15 protein-coding genes are annotated in these 17,956 nt (G+C 38.3%); 1 reads left to right on the top strand and 14 read right to left on the bottom strand.

The genetic code is table 11. From position 1 onward, the window contains the following. Positions 1 to 5: 5 nt before the first annotated feature. The 11 genes from essA to allB form a co-directional block, all read right to left on the bottom strand. Positions 6 to 506, bottom strand: coding sequence for a type VII secretion protein EssA (essA, locus tag JCM9152_RS16255; RefSeq protein ID WP_035346295.1), 501 nt, complete (start codon positions 504 to 506; stop codon positions 6 to 8). Then, complete coding sequence (locus JCM9152_RS16250; protein ID WP_052016028.1) at positions 481 to 2,295, bottom strand: hypothetical protein; 1,815 nt, start codon at positions 2,293 to 2,295, stop codon at positions 481 to 483. Before JCM9152_RS16250 ends, essA begins: the two co-directional genes overlap by 26 nt. Further along, positions 2,259 to 3,905 carry a type VII secretion protein EsaA gene (esaA, locus tag JCM9152_RS16245; RefSeq protein WP_035346293.1) on the bottom strand — a complete coding sequence of 549 codons (1,647 nt, stop codon included), beginning with the start codon at positions 3,903 to 3,905 and terminating at the stop codon, positions 2,259 to 2,261. Before esaA ends, JCM9152_RS16250 begins: the two co-directional genes overlap by 37 nt. Before the next feature lie 249 nt (positions 3,906 to 4,154). Then, positions 4,155 to 4,451 carry a WXG100 family type VII secretion target gene (locus tag JCM9152_RS16240; protein ID WP_035346291.1) on the bottom strand — a complete coding sequence of 99 codons (297 nt, stop codon included), beginning with the start codon at positions 4,449 to 4,451 and terminating at the stop codon, positions 4,155 to 4,157. A 1,519-nt stretch (positions 4,452 to 5,970) separates the two neighbouring features. Next, a complete protein-coding gene (locus tag JCM9152_RS16235) occupies positions 5,971 to 6,732 on the bottom strand; it encodes a sterol desaturase family protein (RefSeq protein ID WP_035346290.1) in 762 nt (253 codons plus the stop codon). Between the two features lie 341 nt (positions 6,733 to 7,073). Then, entirely contained in the window at positions 7,074 to 8,330 is a 1,257-nt protein-coding gene (locus JCM9152_RS16230) for a pyridoxal-phosphate-dependent aminotransferase family protein (RefSeq protein WP_035346288.1), read from the bottom strand. Then, positions 8,327 to 9,586: an allantoate deiminase gene (gene allC, locus JCM9152_RS16225; RefSeq protein ID WP_035346286.1), complete on the bottom strand. Its 1,260-nt coding sequence runs from the start codon at positions 9,584 to 9,586 to the stop codon at positions 8,327 to 8,329. Before allC ends, JCM9152_RS16230 begins: the two co-directional genes overlap by 4 nt. A 144-nt stretch (positions 9,587 to 9,730) precedes the next feature. Next, the gene (locus JCM9152_RS16220; RefSeq protein WP_052016026.1) at positions 9,731 to 10,858 is read right to left on the bottom strand and encodes an ABC transporter substrate-binding protein; all 1,128 of its coding nucleotides are present in this window, start codon (positions 10,856 to 10,858) and stop codon (positions 9,731 to 9,733) included. A 98-nt stretch (positions 10,859 to 10,956) separates the two neighbouring features. Beyond that, a complete protein-coding gene (locus JCM9152_RS16215) occupies positions 10,957 to 11,835 on the bottom strand; it encodes an ABC transporter permease (RefSeq protein ID WP_081728084.1) in 879 nt (292 codons plus the stop codon). A 4-nt stretch (positions 11,836 to 11,839) separates the two neighbouring features. Then, positions 11,840 to 12,607, bottom strand: coding sequence for an ABC transporter ATP-binding protein (locus JCM9152_RS16210; RefSeq protein WP_035346285.1), 768 nt, complete (start codon positions 12,605 to 12,607; stop codon positions 11,840 to 11,842). A 191-nt stretch (positions 12,608 to 12,798) separates the two neighbouring features. Beyond that, positions 12,799 to 14,163: an allantoinase AllB gene (gene allB, locus JCM9152_RS16205; protein ID WP_052016024.1), complete on the bottom strand. Its 1,365-nt coding sequence runs from the start codon at positions 14,161 to 14,163 to the stop codon at positions 12,799 to 12,801. Between the two features lie 522 nt (positions 14,164 to 14,685). Between allB and JCM9152_RS16200 the strand changes: the two genes are divergently transcribed. Continuing rightward, the gene (locus JCM9152_RS16200) at positions 14,686 to 16,317 is read left to right on the top strand and encodes a PucR family transcriptional regulator (protein WP_035346283.1); all 1,632 of its coding nucleotides are present in this window, start codon (positions 14,686 to 14,688) and stop codon (positions 16,315 to 16,317) included. A 232-nt stretch (positions 16,318 to 16,549) separates the two neighbouring features. On the opposite strand, the gene JCM9152_RS22410 is transcribed toward JCM9152_RS16200, so the two are convergent. Genes JCM9152_RS22410 through JCM9152_RS16190 form a run of 3 tightly spaced genes read right to left on the bottom strand, consistent with a single transcriptional unit; the run spans position 16,550 to position 17,743 of the window. Beyond that, positions 16,550 to 16,681, bottom strand: coding sequence for an NAD(P)-binding protein (locus JCM9152_RS22410; protein WP_148296531.1), 132 nt, complete (start codon positions 16,679 to 16,681; stop codon positions 16,550 to 16,552). 32 nt (positions 16,682 to 16,713) lie between these two features. Continuing rightward, a complete protein-coding gene (locus tag JCM9152_RS16195; protein ID WP_035346281.1) occupies positions 16,714 to 17,130 on the bottom strand; it encodes a DUF3995 domain-containing protein in 417 nt (138 codons plus the stop codon). A gap of 34 nt (positions 17,131 to 17,164) precedes the next feature. Further along, positions 17,165 to 17,743, bottom strand: coding sequence for a TetR/AcrR family transcriptional regulator (locus JCM9152_RS16190; RefSeq protein ID WP_035346278.1), 579 nt, complete (start codon positions 17,741 to 17,743; stop codon positions 17,165 to 17,167). Positions 17,744 to 17,956: the final 213 nt, after the last annotated feature.

Below are 17,956 nucleotides of genomic sequence, written 5' to 3'. Positions count from 1 at the left end.
CTCTCCTAATCCATAACTTGTCGCATCATCATAAACACGGCTCCACCAATCATCGTAATCATCCCCATAATGGAGAAAAGGAGGACGTTATTAGCGCCCTCATCAGATCTCTCTTCGCTTGCACGGCTTTCAGTTGCCGGAGTTGTATAGCTCTCGGTAAAAAGAGACTCTTGAATAAGAGCTACCGTCGCATCTGTTTGACTTTCCATTTCAAAAATAGATTGTTGAAGGCGCTCAAGCCATTTTTCTTGCTCAAGCTGCTTCGTATCAATGACCTCTTTCGTCTCGTCTCTAAACAACTCTGGAAACACTTTCTCAAGCTCGGTTACCGTGTTCGTCTGATCTCCTCCACGATTACTTCCACTAATTCGGTCGAGATCGACATTTAACTTCCCTCTTTCCGCAGTGCTTGACTGCTCCTCAGCAAGCACTGCGAACGAAGGTAAGAATAAGCTAATGATGAGCATATAGACCATGATATTAACTAGCTTTTGAAACCTCTTCATCGTCCATCTCCTCACTTCTTGTAGAAAGATTGAACACCAACAAATTAAGCAGAACACCTATTAAACATAGTATAATCAGCATAAAGAATGTCGCTTGATAGTTAATCGAATCACTGAAGGCACGAACTAGAACATTTTCAACATATTGCAATGGCGAATACGTACGTAATCCCCCACTGGATACTGAGCCTAACGCTCTTGTGAAGAATAAATACATTCCAAATACGGCAAGTAACAAGAACATCCCAATCATCTTCAATTGTCGTAACAAATAAGTAGCAATAAGTAATATCGTTAAGACAAGAGTCGTTAATAATAGCGTCCATAACACTAATTGAGATCCTTCAATCCCTAAGCTAAATCCTGAAATGAGACCAATCGTTGCACCTTCAATCATTCCGATACCTGCTGTAATAATCGTAATAGGTGTGTTTTGTGAGAAAATCGTTCTTTCCCCTACAAATTCATCCTTCTCTATACGGCGCTGGTGAGTCGTTGAGATCACATACGCAGTAAAAAGAGCGACTATAAAGGCTGTTAACACGATAAAATAAGGAGTAAATGTATCACCTGAGAGGATGACCCCATCATTTTTCGTTTGCACAGGACTTGATAAGAAATCTAAAAGGTCCTCATTTTGTCTCTCACCAATTCGACTATTGGCAAGTACCTCCGTAAAGTTCTCAGCAAACTCCTCATCCTCTACTAATTTATTTGTCATATTAGTAGAAAGCTCCTCAGCCTGACTGATTAAGTCATTCCCACTTTCTTGAATCAATGTCGCTTGATTATCTATTTCTTCAAAGGTTTGATAAACTGTCTCTGCCGAATAGAAATTACTTTGCGCTTGTTCAGAGAGAAATTCACTTGTTGCTAAAATCGGCATAAAATCATTACTTAATGCGAGAATCGCCTGTTGCTCTTCATTATTCGCAGCTTGCACACCAGACTGCTCTTCGATTAACGCCATGCTTCGGTCGCGCCAGTTCATGACTTCCTCTAGCACTCCAGATAGACTTTGATTCATGATCTGGGCCTGCTCTGTCGTTGAAACAATTTTCTCAACTAGCTGGTCCATTCGATGCTCAGCACGTTTTGAACGTTCATGATATACCCTTACTTGCTCATAGAGCTGCTTAATCGGCTCTCTCAGTTCTGCCGTAACACCAGCCGTTACGCGCTCAACCACATAGTTTGTAAGCAATTCATCTAACTCTTGAACATTAAAGAGGTAATAGAGAGAAGACTCAGTTGCTAAGTCAGATAACCGATTTCCTGAAAACGAATCTCTTAATTCTGGTGAGCTCATATCAAGTCCAAAATAAATGTCAAATAGAGCTGATAATTTCTGATAGTCACTAATCGTATGTTCCGCTGCATGAATGAGCGCTTGCGTACCATCATCTAATACTGGTGACATGACACGATGGTGAATATAATTATTAATCACTGTTACCTTTTCGATAATCGGTTCAGGCTCTTTTTCATCACCCTCGTCATTCCCCTCATCACTATCTCCATCTTGATGACCAGACTCATCCGATCCATCAGATTCTCCCTGATCATCGGAACCTGTATCGTCGTCTACGTCTTCATCAGGCTGATCTTCTTCTCTTCCTTCTTGATCAGTACTGTCTTCATCCTCACGACTGTCATTCTCTTCATCAACTTCTGATTCCTCTTCTTCTGTCCCCTCCGTTACTGTATTAGCAAGTAATGGAGCAACAGAAACCTCATAGCCAGACTCTTCCTCTACATGATCAACATCAGTAATATCTTCTTGAAGCATATCCCAGCTCCAAGTCGCTGTTGAAACACATCAATCTCACTATTAGCATTCTTCAATTGAAGCTTAATTCTTACTGTGAAAATACCTTCATCATTAGCAGGTAATTTCACTTCACCATTTTCTTTATACACTTCTGTATAATTAACTTCATCTGAGCCTGGTAACGTTAACCATAATCGCTTTAACTCATACTCATTCGGAATGGACAATGTGAAGATTTGTCCTGTCTTTTCGTTAGCTGGTAATTCAACAGAGTTGGTCATGATCACTCCGGTTTCAGCTAACCGATTTTTGATTTCTTGAATTTGCGTCGATAAAATATGGCTGTTATCTAAATCATCTGGAGAAAACTCAAAATCTGGACGTTCGCGATTGTACTTTCTTGCTGTTGCAATGACGTTCGTTAATTCCAATGTCATCTGTTCGGATAGACCAGATTCATCTATATCTCGTATACTTAATGACGGTAATTGTTTAATGTGCTCTTCAATTGTACGGTTCATGTTTCGATCAGGACGTCTAAATAATGAGTTTAAGCTCGTTAACTCATTTTTAAATGCGTTAGTAAAGATTCCTGACAATCGATTTGATACCGTTCTTTCCATATTTGATCGTAGAGTTTCTTCTAAATCTTGTTCTAAGCTGCTTACTTGCTGATTGGCACGTTCAAAATAATCACGCAAAAGAGCGGCATCTGAAATAATAGTTGCACTCTCTTCCTGGAGCTGAAATTGTTTGAAGATCCTCTCATTAGCACGAACAAGCTGATCCAACTGCCTTTGGGCATCTACATCATTAATCGTTGCATTAAATTGGTTCAAAGAATCATAGAATCCTTGCGACAATGCTTGATTCGATTCTGTCAAATTCGTTACGTCATTCACATTTGATACAAAGCTTTGACTTAATTCAACCTCTTCTGTCAAACGACCCGTAAATGATTCCAACATATCTTCTAAACTACTAAAGCTACCTCGTGATACATCTGTAAAATCCTTCACCGTATTAAACTGATTCGTATAATTAGACAATGGGCTCTGAATAGCCGTATTATATGTAGCTGTATATTTCGCTTGTTCGTTAACAATATAGCCGACTTGATCCTGTGCCTCATGTAAGTTTGCAATCACACTAGCAAAGTACACATCAATGACACGACGATTAAAGTCGTTTAATATGTCACTCGCTGCTCTTTCAGCCTCTGCTCTAATTTCATCATTTTCTGATGCATTAATTTTATAATTCAATGTGACAGGCTCTGGTGAAATAGAATCCATCGAGAGTGCTTTTTCAGAGAAATCATTCGGAATCACAATCATCATGTCATACGTTTGTCTTTCCAAGCCACTCTCCGCTACTCCCCGACTGACGACAAACCAGTCATGGTTTGAGTCATGATCGACACTACGAACGAAAGCATCTCCAAAAGCCAATTGCTCATTATTAAATATCGCACCTTCATCCTCATTAACTAACGCAATCGTCATCCTGTGTCCAGCATCTACACTGTTAGTCTGTGTTACTTGATTTAAAGCCAAATAAGACAAACCAGCAGCTAGTGCTAGTACTAATAGTAAGAATGCTATTAACCGTAGCTCTATTCTTTTCATCTCATATTCCTCTCCTGCAACTTCTTCGTATTTAATCAGACATTCCTAATGAAAAATAATTCTATAATTAAATAATGGCAAAAAATATATAATATTCTATATCCATTTTCTAAAAAAGTAACCTTCATCAATCAATCTTGTTTTCACAGTTACTATCGCACTTCATAAGTATGAGCTACACAACATTTAGTCATGTAGCTCATACAACGGTAAGTACAATCTTTAAAGCTACTTATCTCGTTAGCCTTCTTATCTAAGACCAAAATTTTGAGAAAGAGCTTCATCCTGTTGCGCAACAGCTTCAGCCGTTTTAGTTAATTGTTCTTGAATTTCTAACATTAAATTAGAGAAATCTTGCACACGTGGACTTAACTCTCTAAACTGATCGTCGAAGCGCTCAAATGCACGTCCTTCCCACTCACCTCTTAATTCTTCCTGTAAGTTCGATAAATCTCTTAAAATTTGGTCGATTTGCTGTGAGCTCTGACCGTAACGCTTAGCCTTTGCTTGCAGCTGATCAGGAGTCATACGAATTTGGCCTGCCATGAATACTCATCTCCTTATTCAAAATTGGGAAACCGCTAAGTTAAAGTCATGTTTTTCCTTTTTCTTAGCCTATATTATGGTATTACTGGCAATATACAAAGTCAACGAAACTGGTAGACTTTTCTAAAAATCGATATTTAGGACTGATACTCAAGTCCATTTATACTAAAAACAACATTTTTTTATTTCTTTTTACCTATGAAATTTATGAAAAATGACTCAAAAATATTACCTTCTTTTGCCGATAGAATGTGGAAAATCTGATAGAAAACGTTTTATTTTTTGTGGTAATCGGTCAAATCGCTTTCTCATTTGTAGAAAATTGATGATTAGCCTCTGAATGGTTGTTTGGCATAAAGGAATAAAGTCCTAATTCAATTTCTCAGTATAGTATATTTCGATATTGAACAGATAGGAATCAACGGGACATTATGTAAAAAAGTCAAATAGTTTATATTATAAATACATTAGTAATTATATAGAAATATCAATTTATATTTTTGTCAAAATCAAACCAAAAAAGTCGTCATAGGAATCCACTGAACAAAAACAAATCGATATTTTCAATACTTTTCATTTAACTAGTCATTCTATCTACCTTTCCAAAATAGGAATAGTTTCACTCATTGCTTAAAGGGCACCCAAAAAGTTAAAACCAAACTTTTTGGGTGCCCTTTATCACAAGACAATTTATATACATACAAGAAAATACGCTGCTAAACAATAAAATATTAACTCTCTAGAATAAAATTCCTTTTAAAGTTAAAAAATATTCACTAATAAACTTCTTTATCCAACCAATAACAATTTATTGAATATGTATTTAATTCAGATGGTAACTTATCGTTCAAAAGATTAATGTGTATATGTTCATTTGTTATTCGATTAGTCAAAAGCGGAACTACGTTACACAATATTTGTAAGGAAGTGTTAATTTGATTACAATAGAAATGATTTCTGAAGCAAATGATGTTCTAAACAGTCTTATAAAATCTAGGTGGATAGAACAAGAAGTTTTCACTTTAAAATGGTGAGAGCTGATAGGGTACCTTGTTTTTTCTTATGTGCATGTCTTCATTTTATTACATAAACAAAGGCTTGTTGAAATTATCCTTTATGGCTCACTAATCTCTGTATTTAGTGTTGTATTTGATGTTTTTGTCTCGAATTTCAACTTTTCATTTACAAAGCATCTATTTTGCCGCTGAAACCCAACAATTTTATTTATGATATTACTGCACTACATCTCTATTTTATGCTGATATACCAATACACCAAATCATGGAAAACGTATTCCGTATGCATCACATTTGCTTCCTTGCTAATGGGTTTTGTCCTTCGCTCCAATACTTGTCACCATCGGATATTTGTAGTTTATACACTGGAGTTAATTAAAAGTATTTCTAATAATAGCTTTAATTGGATTTATGGGAAAGCTTCCATGAACTTAATTCTATACATTCAGAATAAATATCAAACAACTTCAACTATTCATTGAAATCAAAACTATTTGAATAACTTACCCATCTCTTTCTTCTGGAAGCTTTTTCGCGAAATGAGACGGATAACGCGGAGACATTGTACCGAACAATCGATCCCAAATGATCGTGTAAAAGCCAAAGTTATAGTGCTCTTGCTGATGATGTTGTGTATGATAGGTACTTGTCGATATCCATTTCATAACCGGATGCTTGACCCAGGAACTCGGAAACGGCTCTACTCCTAAATGCGCAATCAACCCATAGACGATATTAAAAAATAAATAGCCTGTTATTCCAATCCATGAAGCTGGATACACAGATAACACGATAATCCACAGCAGACCAAATCCTAAGTTTTCTAATGGATTTAAGGCAAATAAAGTAATCGGACGAGGGTCTTCAAAACGATGATGTGTCCGATGAATATAAGGATATAACCATTTAACATGAGCGAGTCGATGAAAGAGATACATCGCAAAATCCATGATGAATAATAAAACCAAAATATCAAGCCAAGCACGCAAACCAAAGCTTGTACTTAAAACGATAACATCATTTCTCCATAAGTAAAACCCAATCATCGTCACAGTTGAATTTAACAATACCGATACACTTGCTAACACAATCTCATACGGCCGTTTCGTAACAATTTCTGCAACAGGGTGCTTCATGAACCGACGAACAAGCCTATTACCAATCAGCACACACATTACAAGTATGATGACATTAAATGACAAAATGAAAACCGAAGCTTCCCACCATGTTGCATCTTTTAACCATTCAATTGAGCTTTCAAACATGAGTTGGCCTCCTTTACTAGAAAAGGGTTATTGTCATATTTTAGCATGAATTTACGAGTGACTCAGTATATTCTAGTAATCGTTGTCACTAATTATGAAATGAGATAAGAAAAATGCGACAGCGTCTTTTCTTAATTGCTTTGTGCTCTGCCGTTACAGCGGTTTTCAGTTTTTCTGAAGGTGGGGTTCTTTTAGAATGACATGTAACGAGCAAAGCCAACTCTCTTCATTGAATGATCCCGTTAATTTCTTCGGTTCTGTTCACATGTCTTACTGGAATTTTTTTACTCCCTTTCTTATCTTTTAAGAAACGTGCATGACGCTCGACACACTTCGGTCGATTAACCTATCGCTTTAATCGATTGTACGGGTTCTTTGGCGTATATGTCTAATGCGCCTTGAAGAGCCGCTCCTAGATTCACCTTCACACCGTGACGAAGGAGAACCGCCTCTAAACCTGCCAAAGTTTGTAACACATTTTTCTTCCGGGCACTATAGCCCATCGTACCAACACGCCAAATTTTCCCGTGCAACAAGCCAAACGAGCTGGCAATTTCAATGCTAAATTCATCTAATAGCATCGACCTGACAGCTTCTCCATCTATCCCCACTGGTATATTAATACACGTCACCATCGGTAGCTTACAATTGTCATTCCCGAAAAGAGTCATCCCCATCTCCTTCAGACCCGCCACTAACGCCTTCTCATGGAGCTGATGTCTCTTGATTCGTTCCTCCAAGCCCTCCTCTAAAATAATCCTCAGCCCTTCATATAGTGCATAAAGCATGGTTGTAGCTTCTGTGTGATGGTTAAGCCTTGCAGGACTCCAATAATCCTGGATTTGACTCAGATCAAAATAATTGCTACGAATCCGGCGATTTTGTTTCCCGTTACTAGATTTGGTTACCGATACTAACCCCTTCTCAATAGACTTTCTCTCTAGTATTATTTTTTCAACACGTTCGTTGTACGTAATAGGCGCCATACCAGATGGAACAGAAATACATTTTTGTGTACCGGTAATGAGGGCATCAATGTACCATTCATCCGTTTTCACCTCAGTCCCACCAACCGTTGCAACAGCATCTACTACAAATAAGCAGTCCATTTCCCGACAAGCATAGCCTATTTCCTTCAATGGTTGCATTCTTCCCGTAGACGTTTCCCCATGTACCATAGCAACAAGCTTCGGTTTCATTCGATGCATTTCTTTGATGACCTGCTCCGGGTCAAACACCTCACCCCATTCGCATTCTATCAAGCGAACCTCTCCACCACACCGCTCGGCAATTTCCGTTAATAAATAACCAAATCGACCAAAAGATGGGACGAGAATTTTATCACCCGATTCGACTAAACTACATAAAACCGCTTCGATCCCTGAACGAGAGGTTCCATCTATCGGATAAGACCAATGATTATTCGTCTGTAATACGTGACGAAGACGTTCCATCGTTTCATTCATAATCGTCGTAAATTCGTAGTCGAATTGACCTATTATAGGTGTCGACATGGCCCGAAGTACCCGCGGATCTACCTCTACTGGACCTGGAGTCATAATTGTCCGCTGAGATGGCTGTAATTCTAATAGACTCATGTTCTCTCCCCCTTATACGCTAATTTATATAATGTCTCAGTTAAGACGTTTATTCCAATTTGTAAGTTTCTTTCATCGGTATATTCGAGTGGAGAATGACTGACCCCTTGTTGACTAGGCACAAATAGTAATGTGGCAGGATAATATTTTGAAAAAACCTGTGCATCGTGCCCTGCTCCACTGATCATTTTTTTATATTTAATGTTCTTGTGTAAACAAACTTCAAGTATTTTTTCATTTAACTCCGGTGCCATTTTGACCGGTTCTGATTCCATCCATCTCGTTATTTCTATTTGGAGATTACATCGCTTTGATATTGTATAAAATTCGTTATAAAAATGATCGCAAAAAGCCTCTAGCACCTCTACCTCCGGATGACGAACGTCGATGGTAAAGGATACTTCTCCAGGAATAACATTTGGTGTGTTCGGCAAAACTTCGATTTTCCCCACAGTTGCCACTAGTGGCTCACCATAATCGTCTGCCATCTCCATCAGGTGATCAATGAGTTTCCCGGCTCCACGTACCGCATCCCTTCGATACTTCATAGGTGTTGTTCCCGCGTGATTCGCTTCTCCATGAAGACGGACGTTAAAGCGACGTTGCCCTACAATAGCTTCGACAATACCAATATCCAATTTCTCCCTTTCTAAAATAATTCCCTGTTCCACATGGAGCTCAATAAAAGCACTCACATCTTTCTTCTTTCGTGTTGTTAATTTAGAGGTAAACCCTAATCTATTCTTCGCTTCAAGAAGAGAGATTCCTTCCTCATCACGTAGCTCACTCACATCTTCCTTTATGGTCTCACCAACGATATTTTTCGAACCCCAGTAAGTAAAAGGAAATCTACTTCCTTCTTCCTCACAAATGGAGACAACCTCCACCGATCTTTCCGGTTCTCCTTCACGCTCCATTAACGTCTTTAACGCTAGTATTCCCGCCACAATACCATATGAACCATCATACATTCCACCATGCTTTACAGTATCAATATGGGACCCTGTTAATATAGGTTTAGCTAACGGATTTTTTCCTTCTAATCTGCCAAATAGATTGCCCACATCATCGTAGTAAACGTTTAAACCTAACTGCTTCATCCACGTTGCTAACGCCTGTTGTGCCTTTAACCACGAATCCGTATACAACAGTCTCGTGATTCCAACATCCTTTCGTTCACCAAAGGAAGCAAGCCACTTTAATCTATCATTAATATTATCTGATACATCTATTACTTCTTCATTATAGGCTAACATTTTATCCCTCCTTTTCTGCTCATAACTTGTTGTTTATATAAAAAATAGAAATGAAGGTAGTGAAAACCGTCCGTCAGAAGTAAACCTTATCCTCCTTCTCTCAACAGTTCCCCCCTCCATTTTAAGAAAGCCAATTCCCCTTCCTTAATCCTCGTTTAACACTTCTTCTAGCAGCTCAAAATTAGTAAACTCTTCAAAGTCAGGTATCCGTGAAACATTATCCATTTCATACATAAAATCTGCAATAACCTCGGAACCTTCACGCATACTGTCTGTTACTTCCATGGAATAAATATTACGCGTCATAATTTCTTCTACCTGCTCTCTAGGAAGGTTCTCTAGTTTTTCATCTAAAATATCGATCGCTTCTTCACGGTTATCGTTAATAAAGTCTGTTGCTCTCTTAAGTGCGCGCAGAATTGCTTTTACCGTATTTGGATTGTTCTCTAAAAACTCTTCTGTTACCTGGAACGTAGAGTAGAATTGCATCCAATCCACATCTCCTTGCCTCTCTGGCAATTCAGATATACGACCACTAAATAAGAACTGCGCGTCTTGGTCTAAACCGATCGTAATCCATGGCTCCCATGCAGCCATAATATCGATGTCCCCATTTTCTAAAGCAGCTATTTGATCCGTTGGAGACATATTAATAAAGTTCACCGTATCCATATCTACCCCTAAATCCTGCGCCATATTATGGAGAGCAATGGACACACCCGCTCCTTGAACCATTCCAATCGTTTTTCCTTCAATATCCTTTGCACTATTAATCTCTAAATCAGGATGAGCAATAACAGCTTGTGTACCAGAAATATTCGACATTGGTGCTACAATGACAGTTGGAACGTTATTTGCACTTAAGGAGATATTCGTAATCGTTGTTTCAAAGCTCGTTTGCGCATCACCACTAGCAATTACTGGACCGATATCTGGACCAGATTGCACAATATGATTCGTTACATTCAAGCCTTCCTCTTCAAAAAAGCCTAATTCTTCAGCGACCAATTGTTGAGCGGAAACCTGAGTGTCAATAACTCCCCAAAGAGTGATATCCGTTACTTCTACCTCCTCAGAGGATGTACCTGCTTCCTCTTCATCGACTGCATCGGAATCTTCTATCTCTTCTTGATCCGTATCATCGGCTACAGCTGACCCTTCACTACTACCACCACATGCTGTTAAGAGTATAATAAAACAAATCACCACTGCCAGCATAATCCATCGACTTTTCAACGTAGAACTCATTTTTACCATTAAGCTGTTTCTCATTTTCGTAACCCCCATCTTTACATTTTGTTATTTATCCATACTTTCCATATTCATAATAGAAAGGTAGATGCTTGTCTTATTTACTGATAAGTTGATAGTTATTTTTGAACAGCATCACTAATTTGTGTACCTTTTTTCCATTTAAATAGCTTTCCTTCAATCAATCCAAGGAAAAAGGCAAAGACAAAATACAACGCTCCGATTAATGCTGCTGCTAAAAACATATTTGACATTTGGAAAAAGTTTCTTGAGTCAATGATTAAATATCCCAACCCTGAATGCGAGCCAATCATTTCTGCCACGACCATCGCCGAAAAGGAGATGGCTAACGTAACTCTCATTCCTACAAAAATTGGTGGCAGAGCAGAAGGTAAAATGACCTTTGTAAAAACTTGCCGCTGATTGGCTCCCAATGCTAAAGAGGAACGAATTAACAATGGATTCACATTTCGAATGCCATCTACCGTATAAGCAATCATTGGAATAGCTGTTGAGTACGTAATTAGAGTTAGCTTCGATACATCTCCAACCCCCATCCAAATTATAAAGATAGGAAGCAGAGCAAAGGGTGGAATCGGTCCAATCATGTTAATTAATGGGTCTACAATATTTTGAACAACCTTAAATTTAACAATCAAGAAAGCCAAGATAACGGCGATGCTAACCCCTAATGAAAAACCGAGCCCCAATCTCCACGCACTCGACCAAATATGACCGATTAACACACCGCGATCATGCAAATGAAGTGCTGCTTCCATCACATTGATGGGTGTCGGAAGGAAAACCGGATTAAACCATTCTGCACGTACATTTAACATCCCAATGATTTGCCATAGTACGAAAAAGCCAATAATCGTCCCCATTCGACTTATTCGATCTTTGTCCCAAAACTTCGAAAAACGAATACTGATGTTAGATTTTTTCTCCCTTGTCGTGAGTAATTGCTTGGACCTTGTTGTATTTTCTATTACTGGCATACAATCACATCCCTTCTGCCTTTTTAATTACTGACGTTTCCTCTATTAAAGTACCTTCCAAATAGGAAACTAATTCTCCGAATTCTTTTTGCTTTGCATCTCGTGGACGCTTCATTGTTACTTCCTCGTTAGCTACTACATCACCATCCTTCATAACGATGATCCTGTCTGCTAAATAAACAGCTTCCGGAATACTATGGGTAATAAACAACACCTTTGTTCTTAGTTCCATCCAAATGCCTAATAACTCCCTACGCATCGTTTCCCTAGTCAATATATCGAGAGCGCCAAAAGGTTCATCCATTAAAAGGATTTCTGGCTCATTGGCTAGTGCTCTAGCAATTCCGACCCGTTGCTGCATCCCACCAGATAATTGACTAGGATACTGATCCCTAGCAGCTTCTAAACCTACTAGCTTCAGATATTCTTCCGCTTTCGATAAGGCCTCTTCCTTCGATAAACCTTGAAGCTTCGGTCCGAAGGCAATGTTTTCAATAACAGAGGACCAAGGGAATAAGGCATGCTCTTGAAAAACAACGCCCCTTTGTTTTGATGGACCTGTAACAGACTCTCCCTCCACAATGATTTCTCCTTCATCCGGCCGTAGGAACCCGGCAATCATATTCAATAACGTTGATTTCCCACAGCCACTATGACCTAATATACAAACAAATTCATTGTCTTTTACGTCAAAGCTTATCTCTCTAAGCACATGCTTAACTTCCTTCTCCGACTTGAACGTTTTCGATACATTTCTTATTTGTAAACTCACTTTTCCGTCACCCCTTCATAGTGATATACATTTAGTTACCAATAATTCATACGAGTACTTGGAGTAGCAATCAACAACAGAGCTTAAGAAAGCCAATTTTCAATTGTTAAACCTATTATAAAAATGGTTATTCATCATGTCATTGTTTAAAGCAAACAACCATGAGCTGCTATTTTAGATACTTTAACTAGTCATCGAGGTGAAAGCCTCTCTCCCATCAGATTGCCTAACATACCCTTCTCCCTTTCATAGGAAAGGCTTCCATTGACGATAGTAGCCTGTATTTCACCTTGAAATTCCATACCTACATATGGAGAAAATTTATGACGAAACAGGAGGTCATCTTTCCTTACATACTTCGTTCTCTGAGTTTGATAAATTACAAAATTTGCTTGCTTTCCTTCAGAAATTTCTCCTTCATTTTTTAACAAATCAAAACGACTCGCTAGATTACTCGTTAATAATGGCACAAGTTTGGACAATGATAATTGCCTTCGAACCCCTTCGGAAATAAATGCCTGATTCCCAAACTGCACTCCTTGAATACCTCCCCAAGCTAACCAAATATTCTCCTTTCCCCTATCCTTCATAGAAGGGAGACAAGGAGAATGATCCGACCCAATACTATCTATCCAGCCTCGGTCAATACATTCCCAAAGCCCTTCTACACTGTCCCTGCTCCTTAAAGGCGGTGCACATTTCAACACCGGTCCTTGTTGGATAAAATCCTCCTCATGAAATAGTAAATAATGAGGACAGGTTTCGATGAAAACATCAATACCAGATGCCTTCGCCTGCTGAAGCAATGCCACTACTTCCGGATGACTCACATGAACAACATGGATCTTTGTTCCATATTTCCCCGCTATTTCTATCACTCTATTAATAGCAGATAGTTCTGCCTCCACTGGTCTACTTTCAAGAAAAGCTCTTACATCGGTTCTTCCTGCAGCCCTTAATCTTTTTTCCAATGGCGCAATATCATTCTCCCATTCAGCATGTAGGGCAAGAACTGTGTTAAGCTGTGCACAATACTTCATAGCAGATGACAATGATGCTTCGTCTAGATAAGGGAAATCTTCAATACCACTTTCAGAAAGAAAGCCTTTAAAGCCCACGATTCCGGCCAAAGCCATTTGCTCTAACTCCTTCTCCTGGTGAACGTTATTAGCCGTGATACCAGCCCATAATCCGTAGTTACAATAAGATCTTCCTCGAAGATGATTCTGTTTATTTTTTAACGTAATCATGTCTATCACAGAAGGATGACAATTCAGTGGCATATCAACTACGGTAGTGACCCCCCCGGCCACAGCTGCAGTACTACCGGTAGGAAACCCCTCCCAATCACATCTCCCGGGATCATTAAAGTGAACATGGACATCGATAAATCCGGGGAAAACATAGGCACCTGCTGCATCGTATATTAGTTGCATACCTTCAACCGTTGCATCAGATAATGGAAGGATTGCTGTAATCTCGTCTCCTTCCATTACGATGTTCTTTTTTTCTTCTTGTTTATCGTACAGCCTTGCGTTTTTAATGACTTTTTTCATTATTTTAGCCTACCTTTCGTTACATTCAGATTAATAGATAACGATTCTTATATGTTTAATTCAGTCTTCGATTGACATTTGTCTCTTAGTTGCCGACTATATGATACGGATTGTCGCCTGTCATTTCATTTAAATCGCTGATTTTCATTTCTACTTCTGTACAAAGTAACCAAAACAGTGAAGCGTGCTTAAAAATGACTGAATGTTCTAAGAATCAACTAAGACTTCCTTTAGTTAGTACCTCAGTAAGGAACTCTACTTTTTTGCTTGGTTACCATTTTGGGTCAACTAACTAAAAAAAGCATTTTGTTTGTATCATTTGTTGACAGAATTCTTTATTTTTCTAAGATTACATTATATTGTTGAAGTGAAATATAGATCGTGCCCATCGGGTAGGTTACTTGCAACTACAGGTAAGGCAAGGAAATTAATTAATTAAAAAAAGTGGTTAAGAAGGTTGTCAAAATCGATGCTCAGAAAATGACTAAGTCATCCTGGGAAATTGATAGAGGAGGTTAAACTATGGAGCTAAACGATATTTTGCAGCAATCGCTTTTAAAAGATAGTACCGTTGTCGCAGGTCATCAAGGACTAAATAGAAAAGTTGAATCAGTCAATATGATGGATGCACCAGACATCATGAATTATTTAAAAGAAAACCAACTGCTTTTTACCACTGCATACTCTATCAAAAACCGTCCAGATATTTTATTGGAATTAGTTCGCTCCATGGCTAAGCAGGGTTGCGCAGGCCTCGGCCTCAAGACAAAGCGTTTTATAAAAGTGATCCCTCAGGCTGTGATCCAATTAGCCAATGAGATGAACCTTCCAATTATTGAACTCCCGATGCACCGTTCCTTAGGTGATCTCGTTAATGAAACCTTAAAAATTATTTTAGAGGCTCGTACTGAAGAACTTCATTATGCACTAGACATCCACCGGAAGTTCACAGATATGATCATTTCTGGAAAAGGACTTTTTGAAGTGATTGATCGTCTCAGTAAATTAGTTCATGCTAAGGTGATGTTATTAAATCATCGACTAGAGACGATTACTTCCTCTCCAAAATTCGATGAAGTGTTTTGCTATCAAATTGCCACACACATAAACGAGGAAATGAAGGCTAGGGATCTTTTTTTCGAGGAAAAATTAGTACTACACGTGCAATTTTCTCAGTACAAGGAGAAGCACTCGGCGACTTTATTTCCCGTTCAAACAAATACGTATCAAAAGGGCTTTATGGTCGTGTTTAAAACGATATCTCCTCAAGATTCCACCACAAATTTAGCCATTGAACAAGCTGCCAATGTAGTTTCCTTTGAATTGATGAAGCTACATGCTCTAGAGCAAAATTCGAGACGATTAAAAAATGAGTTTTTTGCTGATTTATTGGAAGGTAGTTACTCCTCCACTGAGGATATTGCCAACAGAGGCCGCCACTATGGCTTAAAAAAGAACCACCAATATATGTGTATTGTCTGTAAAATGGATGACGACAACCATTTTACTAGCGGGGATGATCCGATGGTGCTATATTCAGATTCTATCTACGAGCACCTGGAAACCTTATTACGATATTATCAACAGGACTTTATTTTATTTACAAAAGGCGATCTCTTTTTAATCATAGTGGAGGTGAAGGGATTTGGGGAAGCTGCGGAACAAAAGATCACTGCCAACTTACAAGAAATTCAAAGAGAATTTCTTGACACTTTCTTTATTTCGTTATCATTTGGAGTCGGCAATGTAGCCGAGCAGCTCGTAACGATTCCCATGTCCTATCAAGAAGCTTTAGACGCACTCCGTTCCGGGTATCGTTTGAAAAAAAAGCTGTTCATTCAAACATGTCATACAAAGGAAGTAACCGAATTACTAAGAACAATCCCTTCTCAAAAGCTAAAAGACTTTTACTTGTCCTCCTTAAAAGACTTAGCCTACTCCACAGAAAGGGATAAACAAGAGCTTTTGGAAACTCTCTCTGTTTATATTGAAAAAAACTGTCAAATCTCAGAAACTTCCAAGGAGCTCTTCATTCACCGAAATACGGTCATCTATCGCATTAAAAAATGCGAATCGCTCCTCAATGTAGACTTAAAAGACGCCAGTCATATCCACAAACTACGAACCGCACTGCTAGTAGGAACGTTTATATAGTGGGTTCGATCCCAATCGAAAACCACCTCATGTGTATTAGTAAGAGGTGGTTTAAGGATGTCCTTCCTTGTACAATTATTTTTTTATCAGAGTGCATAAGGAATAGGCGTGTTCGGTTGGCACGGATAATTCCATTTTGATTACTTTGTGTACTTTGTATCCAATGCTAACTGTTTTTGATAACGTATAGTATTCATCAAATGAAAGGCATCCGTTCCATTAGACCATAAGGTTAGATCGCCTCCTTCATTTCGAAGGCGCCTGACTTTTCAAAGATAACGGGTGTATATCCAATTCTTTCGAGCATAAGGGCGCTTGCTAAACCGCTAATTCCAGCTCCAATAATAAGCACTTTATGATTCATGATTTACCCCATTTCACTAACGTGATAAACTCCTACAACCACACGAATAAAAGCGTAATCGCTAGATACAAACAAAGAGGACTATAGTATCTTGTATCATACTTTGCGAAAGCAGAATCCTTCATTTTTTTTGTGAATCCCAAGTATTTAAAATCACCAATTGCTCTTAAAAAGAACACAAAGGTAAATATTATACAGACTGCTTGCGATAGGACATTAGGTTGAAGAAAAGGAATTGCCCCAAATTGAACGAGTAACATGAATCCAACAAGCAATAATCCAAAGGCTACTATGAATGTTTCGATTACCCTAGGAGTAAACAATGCCCCGCCGTCTTTTTTTTCGGGTAATACCGCAGTTAGACCTCGCCTCCCACCAAATAACCAATAAAAATGGATAAAACTAATGAACGTTAGCACTGCTACAGAAGAATAGACTAAAAATGACATGATACCCTCGTCCCCCTCTTTTTAACCTGCTTGTTTATTGTGCTTCAATTCCTTTCCATACAATTTCAAATTGGGTATGAAAGATCTCTTTTAAATCTTCATTTGTTCCCGCGATCGACCATGTCATAATTGAATTGAAATATATTCCTACTAACACAGAAGCAATATGCTTGGGCTCAGTGTGACTCTGAAACAATCCGCTTTGTATTGATTCGTCAATTACAGCTGTCAGAACTTCATGAAACTTCGATATATTAGTTGATTCCTCCTTTAAAGCTGCTCGAATAGTTTCAGATAAGGTTAATTGTAATAACTCCCCATGTTCTTCATATACTTTAAACATTTCACCAAAAATGAGCTTTAACCTTTCCTTAAGATTTTTCTCTTGTTGCTTTTGGATTACTTCCATAATTAAGTCGTTTTGTGTTTGTCCTAAATGCAATAACACATGTTCTTTTTTGGGGAAATATCTAAAAAACGTCCCCTTTGCAATTCCACAAGTAGACACAATTTTATCAACGGTTACATTGTCGTATCCGTACTCCTTAAACAATTTAATGGACGTTAAAAATATTTTCTGTTTTAGTTCTTTTTTTCGTTCATGTCGTAGCATTTTACCACCCCAATATAAAATGACCATAGTCATTTTGTGACTACAGTCATTTTATCATTATTTTTTTATTATTTAAAGTGTTTTTTCTCGTACGAATAGGAAATTAGGTAATGACTATAACAAAGAAAACGGTTATCCTTTTGCGGTTAAAAACGTAGGTAGACGTATGGATGGAATGTCTATTGCAATACACAGCATGCAACACATCATATC

The sequence above is a fragment of the Halalkalibacter hemicellulosilyticusJCM 9152 genome, from assembly GCF_000513115.1.
GTDB classification, from domain to species: domain Bacteria; phylum Bacillota; class Bacilli; order Bacillales; family Bacillaceae_D; genus Halalkalibacter; species Halalkalibacter hemicellulosilyticus.
Note: the sequence above shows the minus strand (reverse complement) of the source record. Positions and strands in the feature narration are given on the sequence as shown.

What these genes read in the sequence shown, in the direction of transcription:
- JCM9152_RS16230 (WP_035346288.1), bottom strand. Translation starts at nt 8,330, where the DNA reads ATGAGTCTATTAGAATTACAGCCATCTCAGCGGACAATTATGACTCCA.
- allC (WP_035346286.1), bottom strand. Translation starts at nt 9,586, where the DNA reads ATGTTAGCCTATAATGAAGAAGTAATAGATGTATCAGATAATATTAAT.
- JCM9152_RS16250 (WP_052016028.1), bottom strand. Translation starts at nt 2,295, where the DNA reads ATGCTTCAAGAAGATATTACTGATGTTGATCATGTAGAGGAAGAGTCT.
- JCM9152_RS16240 (WP_035346291.1), bottom strand. Translation starts at nt 4,451, where the DNA reads ATGGCAGGCCAAATTCGTATGACTCCTGATCAGCTGCAAGCAAAGGCT.
- esaA (WP_035346293.1), bottom strand. Translation starts at nt 3,905, where the DNA reads ATGAAAAGAATAGAGCTACGGTTAATAGCATTCTTACTATTAGTACTA.
- JCM9152_RS16220 (WP_052016026.1), bottom strand. Translation starts at nt 10,858, where the DNA reads ATGAGAAACAGCTTAATGGTAAAAATGAGTTCTACGTTGAAAAGTCGA.
- JCM9152_RS16215 (WP_081728084.1), bottom strand. Translation starts at nt 11,835, where the DNA reads ATGCCAGTAATAGAAAATACAACAAGGTCCAAGCAATTACTCACGACA.
- JCM9152_RS16200 (WP_035346283.1), top strand. Translation starts at nt 14,686, where the DNA reads ATGGAGCTAAACGATATTTTGCAGCAATCGCTTTTAAAAGATAGTACC.
- JCM9152_RS16190 (WP_035346278.1), bottom strand. Translation starts at nt 17,743, where the DNA reads ATGCTACGACATGAACGAAAAAAAGAACTAAAACAGAAAATATTTTTA.
- allB (WP_052016024.1), bottom strand. Translation starts at nt 14,163, where the DNA reads ATGAAAAAAGTCATTAAAAACGCAAGGCTGTACGATAAACAAGAAGAA.
- JCM9152_RS16195 (WP_035346281.1), bottom strand. Translation starts at nt 17,130, where the DNA reads ATGTCATTTTTAGTCTATTCTTCTGTAGCAGTGCTAACGTTCATTAGT.
- JCM9152_RS16235 (WP_035346290.1), bottom strand. Translation starts at nt 6,732, where the DNA reads ATGTTTGAAAGCTCAATTGAATGGTTAAAAGATGCAACATGGTGGGAA.
- JCM9152_RS22410 (WP_148296531.1), bottom strand. Translation starts at nt 16,681, where the DNA reads ATGAATCATAAAGTGCTTATTATTGGAGCTGGAATTAGCGGTTTAGCA.
- essA (WP_035346295.1), bottom strand. Translation starts at nt 506, where the DNA reads ATGAAGAGGTTTCAAAAGCTAGTTAATATCATGGTCTATATGCTCATC.